General features: G+C 73.6%; 8 protein-coding genes. 3 read left to right on the top strand and 5 right to left on the bottom strand.

All coding sequences use genetic code 11. The features are described 5' to 3' along the window. The 3 genes from CCN29_RS23000 to CCN29_RS22990 form a co-directional block, all read right to left on the bottom strand. The coding region (locus CCN29_RS23000; RefSeq protein WP_086684150.1) for an MMPL family transporter at positions 1-1,959 on the bottom strand (1,959 nt) is incomplete at its 3' end. Positions 1,960-2,097: 138 nt separating this feature from the next. After that, positions 2,098-2,769 (bottom strand): response regulator, encoded by a 672-nt coding sequence (locus tag CCN29_RS22995; RefSeq protein WP_442538459.1) that lies wholly within the window; start codon positions 2,767-2,769, stop codon positions 2,098-2,100. Then, entirely contained in the window at positions 2,769-3,959 is a 1,191-nt protein-coding gene (locus tag CCN29_RS22990) for a sensor histidine kinase (RefSeq protein WP_086684147.1), read from the bottom strand. The genes CCN29_RS22995 and CCN29_RS22990 overlap by 1 nt, the downstream gene beginning before the upstream one ends. A 152-nt stretch (positions 3,960-4,111) precedes the next feature. Between CCN29_RS22990 and CCN29_RS22985 the strand changes: the two genes are divergently transcribed. Together CCN29_RS22985 and CCN29_RS22980 are read left to right on the top strand one after the other, a co-directional pair. After that, positions 4,112-4,705 carry a hypothetical protein gene (locus tag CCN29_RS22985; protein WP_031020621.1) on the top strand — a complete coding sequence of 198 codons (594 nt, stop codon included), beginning with the start codon at positions 4,112-4,114 and terminating at the stop codon, positions 4,703-4,705. Continuing rightward, a complete protein-coding gene (locus CCN29_RS22980; protein ID WP_031020623.1) occupies positions 4,702-4,905 on the top strand; it encodes a DUF5708 family protein in 204 nt (67 codons plus the stop codon). Before CCN29_RS22985 ends, CCN29_RS22980 begins: the two co-directional genes overlap by 4 nt. A gap of 17 nt (positions 4,906-4,922) precedes the next feature. On the opposite strand, the gene CCN29_RS22975 is transcribed toward CCN29_RS22980, so the two are convergent. Beyond that, entirely contained in the window at positions 4,923-5,495 is a 573-nt protein-coding gene (locus CCN29_RS22975; RefSeq protein ID WP_006130168.1) for a cob(I)yrinic acid a,c-diamide adenosyltransferase, read from the bottom strand. Positions 5,496-5,547: 52 nt separating this feature from the next. Then, on the bottom strand, positions 5,548-6,213 hold the full coding sequence (locus CCN29_RS22970; protein WP_086684144.1) for a maltokinase N-terminal cap-like domain-containing protein: 666 nt from the start codon (positions 6,211-6,213) through the stop codon (positions 5,548-5,550). A 285-nt stretch (positions 6,214-6,498) separates the two neighbouring features. On the opposite strand from CCN29_RS22970, the gene CCN29_RS22965 reads away from it, so the two are divergent. Next, positions 6,499-7,347 (top strand): 3-hydroxyacyl-CoA dehydrogenase family protein, encoded by an 849-nt coding sequence (locus CCN29_RS22965; RefSeq protein WP_006130170.1) that lies wholly within the window; start codon positions 6,499-6,501, stop codon positions 7,345-7,347. The last annotated feature ends 30 nt before the right edge of the window (positions 7,348-7,377 follow it).

The raw sequence follows: 7,377 nt of genomic DNA, 5'->3' as shown, positions 1-7,377 counted from the left end.
CGTCGCGTCGATCAGCACCGCCAGCGTCAGCCCCAGACCGATCTGGAGGATGGGCGAGAACCCGCCCGTCATGAACGCCGCGAACACCACCGCCAGCAGCAGCGCCGCGCAGGTGACCACCCGGCCCGAGCGGCTCAGCCCCGTCACCACGGCCTCCCCGTCGTCACCGGAGCGCAGCCGCGCCTCCCGCATCCGGGCCAGGATGAACAGCTCGTAGTCCATGGCCAGTCCGAACGCGATCGCGATGATCAGCGGCGGCGCGGTGAGGCTCAGCGCGCCCAGGCCCTCCGCGCCCAGCAGCCCGGCGAGATGGCCGTCCTGGAAGACCCACACCACCACACCCAGCGCGGCGGCCAGGCTGAGCAGCGTGGTGACGACGGTGCGCAGCGGCAGCAGCACCGAGCCGGTGAACGCGAACAGCAGCACCACGATGCCGGCCAGCACGGTCAGGGCCGCCCACGGCGCCCGCTCCGCCAGCACCTGACGGAAGTCGACCAGCCGGGCCGCCGTGCCGGTCACCTCGACCGGCGCGTCACCGCGTGCCTCCCGCACCCGCTCCACCAGCGCGGTCGCCTCCGCGCCGTCCGCCTCGCCGGGCGGCCGGAGCTCGATCACCGCGCCGCCGTCCGGCAGCCGACGGGTCTCGGCGTCCGGCGCCAGCGCCCGGAGCCGGTCCGTCGTCGCGGCGTCCGTGCCCGGCCGGACGGCCACCACGACCGGGGAGACACCGGTGCCCGGCGGGAAGTGGGCGGCGACGGTGTCCTGGAGCTGCCGCGCCTCGCTGTCCGCGGGCAGCTGCCGCGCGTCCCCGACGGCGATGCTCATCCCGGACACGGGCAGGGCCAGCACCAGCAACAGCGGCGCCACCACGGCGAGGACGGCCACCTTGCGCCGGGCCGCGAAGCGGGCGACGCGGGCGAAGAACCGGCCCTCCTCCTCGCCGTCCTCGGGCGTCTTCGCCGGCGGGATGCGCCCGCCGAACCGCGCGAGCAGCGCCGGCAGCAGCGTCAGGGCGGCCAGCATGTCGATGACGACCACCGCCGCCACCGCGAGCCCGATGCTGCGCAGGAACACGCTGGGGAACACCAGCAGCCCGGTCAGGCTGACGGCGACGGTCAGCCCCGAGAACGCCACCGTCCGCCCGGCCGCCGCCACCGTGCGGTGCACCGCCTCCACGACGTCCCCGGTGTGCCGGCGCTCCTCACGGAACCGCACCAGCATCAACAGGGCGTAGTCCACGGCCAGTCCGAGGCCGAGCATCGTCGTCACCTGGATCGCGTACACCGAGATGTCGGTGACCTCGCTGAACAGGAACAGCGCCAGGAACGCCCCCGCGATGCCGCCGACCGCGACGACCAGCGGCAGCAGCGCCGACCGCAGCCCGCCGAACACCACCAGCAGCAGCGCCAGCACCACCGGCAGGGAGATCAACTCGGCGTTCTTCACGTCCTCCTGGGCCCGCTCGCCCATCTGGAGTCCCAGCAGCGGGCCCCCGCTCACATGGACGTCCGGCGCATCGATCTCCCGGATCCGCTCGGCCGCCGCTTCGAGCGTGCGCTCCTCCGCGTCGTCCTCGAGGCCTGCCTCCAGAGTGACGGGCACGATCAGCGCCCGTCCGTCCTCGGCGATCATCCCGGGTGTGACGTACGGGTCGGGCACGGCGGCGACCCCGGCGACCTCGCGCACGTCGGCCACGGCCCGCTCGACCTCCGCGCGCAGACCGGGCTCCGAGACGGGCGTGCCGGCCACCACCCCGGTGATCGAGGACCCCGCAGGGTCCAGCTCGTCGAGGTACTGCGCGGCCGACTCCGACTCGGTGCCGGGCACTTCGGGCACGTTGTCGGACAGGCGCGCGAAGACCCCCGTCCCGAGGCCGAAGCCCAGCAGCAGGAAAAGCCCCCACAGGAGCATCACGGTCAGTGGACGGCGGGTGGCCGTCCGGGCGAGTGCGGTGAGCACGGTCCCCTCCCGGCGTTGACGGTTCGTCGACGCCCTCAGAGTCGTGCCTCCGGGCGCCCCGGCGGATCGCCGGGAGGAGCGGTTCACGCCGGTTCCGTCCCTCGCCCGTACGGGGGAGACGACCCGCCGGCTCACTCCTCAGAGGGATCCCGGGGTGACCAGACCGGACTCGTACGCGCGGATCACCGCCTGCACCCGGTCCCGGAGACCGAGCTTGGACAGCACGTTGCTCACATGCGTCTTGACGGTGTGCTCGCTGACGAACAGGGTGCGGGCGATCTCCGCGTTGGACAGGCCGCGCGCCACCAGCCGCAGCGTCTCCACCTCGCGGGCGGTGAGCGCGTCCAGGCTCGGCGGGGGAGGGCCGTCGACGCCGGCCGGCCGCTCCCGGCGGCGCTTCACCAGGTCCGCGACCAGCCGCCGGGTCACCGTCGGCGCGAGCAGCGACTCGCCGGCCGCGACCACCCGCACCGCGTGCACCAGGTCGTCGCGGCGCACGTCCTTCAGCAGGAAGCCGCTGGCGCCCGCGTACAGGGCCTCGTACACGTACTCGTCGAGGTCGAACGTGGTCAGCACCAGCACGTCCGCGAGGTTCTCCCCGGCCACCGTCCGGGTCGCCGACACCCCGTCCAGGCGCGGCATCTGCACGTCCATCAGCACCAGATCGGGCCGCAGCTCACGGGCGAGCTCGACCGCCCGCTCGCCGTCCTCCGCCTCGCCCACCACCTCGATGTCCGGCGCGCTGCGCAGGATCAGCACCAGTCCCGCACGGACGGCGGACTGGTCCTCGGCCACCAGGACGCGGATCATCAGGCTTCTCCCAGTTCGACATCGGTGACGGGAAGGGTGGCACGCACCACCCACCGCTTGCCCTCCAGGCCGCTCTCCGGGCCGGCCTCGAAGGAACCCTCCAGCAGGGCGGCCCGCTCCCGCATCCCCACGAGACCGGCGCCCGACCCCGGCGCGCGCGGGCCGTCGCGGTCGCCGTAGGGGCTGGTCACCCGGATCTCCAGGGCCTCGGGCGAGCGGCGCAGACACACGGTCACCGGTCCCGGCGAGGCGTGCTTGAGCGCGTTGGTCAGCGACTCCTGCACGATCCTGTACGCGGCCAGCTCCACCGGCGCGGGCACCGTGCCGTGCTCGGCGTCCAGGGTGACGTCGAGACCGTTGGCGCGGGCGCCCTCCACCAGCGTGCCCAGGCCGTCGAGCGTGGGGGTCGCGGACGGCTCACGGTCGTCGGCGCCGTCGCGCAGGATGCCGATGAGCCGCCGCATTTCGGCCAGTCCCTGCACGCTGTTCTCCCGGATCACCGTCAGCGCCTCACGGGAGGTGCCGGGATCGTCCAGGGAGAGGGCGGCGGTGGAGTGGATGGCGATCGCGGAGAGGTGGTTGGCGACCATGTCGTGCAACTCCCGTGCCATGCGCGAGCGTTCCGCGGTGACCGCCTGGACCCGGTCCATCTCCGCGAGCAGCGCGGTCTGTTCGGCCTGGAGACGGGCGGCGTCGGCGGCGTCGCGGTGGTTGCGCACGATCAGCCCGGTCGACGCGGGCGCGAAGGTCACCGCGCCGACCACCAGACCGACCAGCAGCGCCTCCGGCACCCGCCAGGCGGCGTACGGCACCAGCATCCCGGCCAGCGTGAGCACCCCGGTGACCCACGGCAGCCGGCGGGCGGTCGCGGGGGTGCCGTAGACCACGGCGGCGTACATCAGGTCGGTGTACATCACGATCGTCGCGATGCTGCCCTGGGTCATCAGGTCCGCGGCCAGCGCCAGCGTGCCCGTGACCAGCGCGGTGCGCGGGGCGGTGCGGCGCAGCAGCTCGCAGCCGGCCGTGACGGCCAGCGGCACCAGCAGCGCCCAGCGGCCGTCGAACAGCACGACCGGGTCGTCGGCCGGCCGGACGCCCAGCCCGAACGCCCACAGCAGCAGCCCGCCCAGCAGTCCGGCGAGCGCGACGGCGACGTCGAAGCGGGGCGGGCTCAGGGGTCGTACGGCCATGGATCCATCCAACACGGTGCGCGCGGCGTCCGCCTGATCCCTCGGGGCGGTCCTGGACTGCATCTTTCGATGTACCGCGGATTCGTCGGCCGCGACGACGCGCGGGGCGGGCCCGCCCGGGAGCCTGGAAGGGTGACCGAGAGGAGCGAACCGTGATCGTCGCCTTGATCATCGCCTGCGAGGTCGGGTTCTGGGTGCTGCTGGCAGCCGGGCTCGGCTTCCGCTACCTGCTGCGGATGCCGCGCACCGGTCTGGCGCTGCTGCTGTGCGAGCCGGTGCTGGAGGTCGTGCTGCTCGTCGTCACCGCGTGGGACCTGAAGAACGGCGCGGAGCCCGACTGGACCCACGGGCTCGCCGCGCTCTACATCGGCTACACCGTGGGCCACGGCCACCGCACCGTGAAGTGGCTCGACGGGCACGCGGCGCACCGCCTCGACGGCCGCCCGCTCGTGCGGGCACCCCGTTACGGCCCGGCCCGGGCCCGGCACGAGACCAAGGTGTGGCTGGGCACGCTGACCGCCGCCGCGGTGGCGACCGCGCTGCTCCAGGCCGCCATCTGGTACGTCGACGACCCGAGCCGCGTCACCTCCCTGGAGTCCTGGCAGTACACCGCCTGGCGGGCGGCCGGCATCCACGGCCTGATCGCCCTCACCTACTGGCTGTGGCCCAGGAAGACGCCCAAGGACGGCGAGGGAAGCGCGAAGGACGCCGGCAGCGGCGCGGAGCGGGAGCGGGTGGGTCGGTGAACACGCGGTACGGAACCGTCCTCACGGGCGCCCTCACGGCGCTGGCCGGCCTGCTGCTGTGGCGGTTCGCCGGGGGAGTGGACCTGCCGGTGATCACGCCCTCGAGGGCGGGCGTGGTGCTGATGGTCCTCGGGGCCGCCGAGGCGCTGTTCGGGGCCGTCCGCGCGGTGGGCGGCCCGGAGCGGCGGCGGCCCCGCTGACGCCCCGGGCCGCGGGCTCAGCGCTCGCCGCCCGGCACCCACAGCACGTCGCCCGTCTCCTTGTTGGCGATGCGGGCCAGGATGAACAGCAGGTCCGACAGGCGGTTCAGGTAGGTCGCGGTGAGCGGGTTCATCGTCTCGCCGTGCGCCTCCAGGGCCGCCCACGTCGAGCGCTCGGCGCGGCGCACCACCGTGCACGCCTGGTGCAGCAGGGCCGCGCCCGGCGTGCCGCCCGGCAGGATGAACGAGCGGAGCTTCTCCAGCTGCTCGTTGAAGCGGTCGCAGTCCTCCTCCAGCCGGTCGACGTAGAACTGCTCCACCCGCAGCGGCGGGTGCTGCGGGTTCTCCACCACCGGCGTGGACAGGTCGGCGCCCACGTCGAACAGGTCGTTCTGCACGCGGGTGAGGACCGCGGCCACCTCGTCCGGGAGGCCGCCCAGCGCGAGCGCCGTGCCGATCACCGCGTTCGCCTCGTTGGCGTCGGCGTAGGCGGAGATCCGCAGATCGGTCTTGGCGACCCGGCTCATGTCCCCGAGATGGGTGGTGCCCTTGTCGCCGGTCCGCGTGTAGATGCGTGTCAGGTTGACCATGGGGTCAGCCTAGTGACGCACCGGCGACCGCGGGGCGCTCGTGTGCGCCGTGTCACGGTGTCGGCGGCGGGGTGAGGAGCAGCGCCATCAGGCCCTGGGCGCGGGTGCCGTCCGGTGCGTCCCAGGCGCCCGCGACATGACCCGCCGCGCCCGGCTCGGCCTGCGGGGCGCCGTCCGGGGCGGGGTGCAGGGTGCGCAGCACACGCAGCACCGTGCCGTCCGGCGCGGTCAGCTCGGTGTGCTCCTCGGCGTCCGCGACCGCCGGGAACTCGGCCGGCACCGGGCCCTCGCCCGCCAGGGCGCGGGTCACCTCGCGGTCGGGGGTGTCGCTGACGCTCTGCGCCTGCGGCTCCGCCCGGCCCTCCACGAGCGCCGCCAACTCGGCGACGGCCACCGGGTCGTGGCACGCGTCGTAGATCCAGCGGCGGCCCAGCACCCCGTGCTCGGCGGTGCCGAGGAGGGCCGCGTCCGCCCCGTCGAGCGGTGCGCCGCGGTAGGTGAGCGGCACCAGGTAGAAGACCGGGGCGTCGCCCGAGTCGTCCCGGACCACCATGAACTCGATGCCGACCTCGCCCTTCGGGTCGTCCAGCCGGAAGCCGCCCACCCTGCTCAGCCGCGGCCCCTCCGGGCCGCCGTGGTACCAGGGCCGGGTGGGCAGCCAGCCGGCCAGCAGCTCCAGCTTGGTCGGCTCCAGGGTGGTGCGGTGGATGACGGACATGCCGGGGGCTCTCCTTCGACGGACGGACACCGCCCCCACCCTCGCACCGGCGGCGCCCCGGCGCGACGGCTTTCGACGAGGCGCCGGACCGCCCACCCCGTCCCGGCCCTCGGGACGGCGCACGCCCGCGACCTGACGCCCCGTCGCCTCCCACCGCGTCTGCCGCCGGTGTGATGTCCGTCATGTGAGACGTGACGCGCGTTACTTACCGGTCACAGGGCTGCTCACGACCGCTAATGTCCGCTCCTGGAGAACATGGACAGCGCGTATCAGGGGAGTCGCACAGTGGCACGCAAGCTCGCCGTCATCGGGGCCGGACTCATGGGGTCCGGCATCGCCCAGGTCTCCGCTCAGGCGGGCTGGGACGTCGTCCTGCGCGACGTCACCGACGAGGCGCTGACGCGGGGCACGGACGGGATCAAGGCGTCGTACGACAAGTTCGTCGCCAAGGGGAAGCTCGAGGCGAAGGACGCCGAGGCCGCCCTCGGCCGCATCACCACGACCACCGACCTCGACGCCTGCGCGGACGCGGACGTCGTGGTCGAGGCCGTGTTCGAGAAGCTCCAGGTCAAGCACGAGATCTTCCGCACGCTCGACAAGCTGGTGCGCGAGGACACCGTCCTCGCCTCCAACACCTCCGCCATCCCGATCACCAAGATCGCGGCCGTGACGGAGCGCCCCGAGCGGGTCGTCGGCACGCACTTCTTCTCGCCGGTGCCGATGATGCAGCTGTGCGAGCTGGTCCGCGGCTACAAGACCAGCGACGAAACCCTCGCCAGGGCGCGGGAGTTCGCCGAGTCCGTCGGCAAGACCTGCATCGTCGTCAACCGCGACGTCGCCGGCTTCGTCACCACCCGCCTCATCAGCGCCCTCGTCGTCGAGGCCGCCAAGCTGTACGAGTCGGGCGTGGCCAGCGCCGAGGACATCGACCTCGCCTGCAAGCTGGGCTTCGGCCACGCCATGGGCCCGCTCGCCACCGCCGACCTCACGGGCGTGGACATCCTGCTGCACGCCACCGACAACATCTACACCGAGTCCCAGGACGAGAAGTTCGCGGCTCCCGAACTGATGCGCCGGATGGTTGACGCCGGTGACATCGGGCGCAAGAGCGGGCAGGGCTTCTACGAGCACTGAGACCGCGCACACCCCGGCGTGCATCACACG

Origin of the sequence: Streptomyces pseudogriseolus, assembly GCA_002154585.1 — a bacterium.
GTDB classification, from domain to species: Bacteria; Actinomycetota; Actinomycetes; order Streptomycetales; family Streptomycetaceae; genus Streptomyces; species Streptomyces pseudogriseolus.
Note: the sequence above shows the minus strand (reverse complement) of the source record. Positions and strands in the feature narration are given on the sequence as shown.

What these genes read in the sequence shown, in the direction of transcription:
- CCN29_RS22995 (WP_442538459.1), bottom strand. Translation starts at nt 2,769, where the DNA reads ATGATCCGCGTCCTGGTGGCCGAGGACCAGTCCGCCGTCCGTGCGGGA.
- CCN29_RS22990 (WP_086684147.1), bottom strand. Translation starts at nt 3,959, where the DNA reads ATGGCCGTACGACCCCTGAGCCCGCCCCGCTTCGACGTCGCCGTCGCG.
- CCN29_RS22975 (WP_006130168.1), bottom strand. Translation starts at nt 5,495, where the DNA reads ATGGTCAACCTGACACGCATCTACACGCGGACCGGCGACAAGGGCACC.
- CCN29_RS22970 (WP_086684144.1), bottom strand. Translation starts at nt 6,213, where the DNA reads ATGTCCGTCATCCACCGCACCACCCTGGAGCCGACCAAGCTGGAGCTG.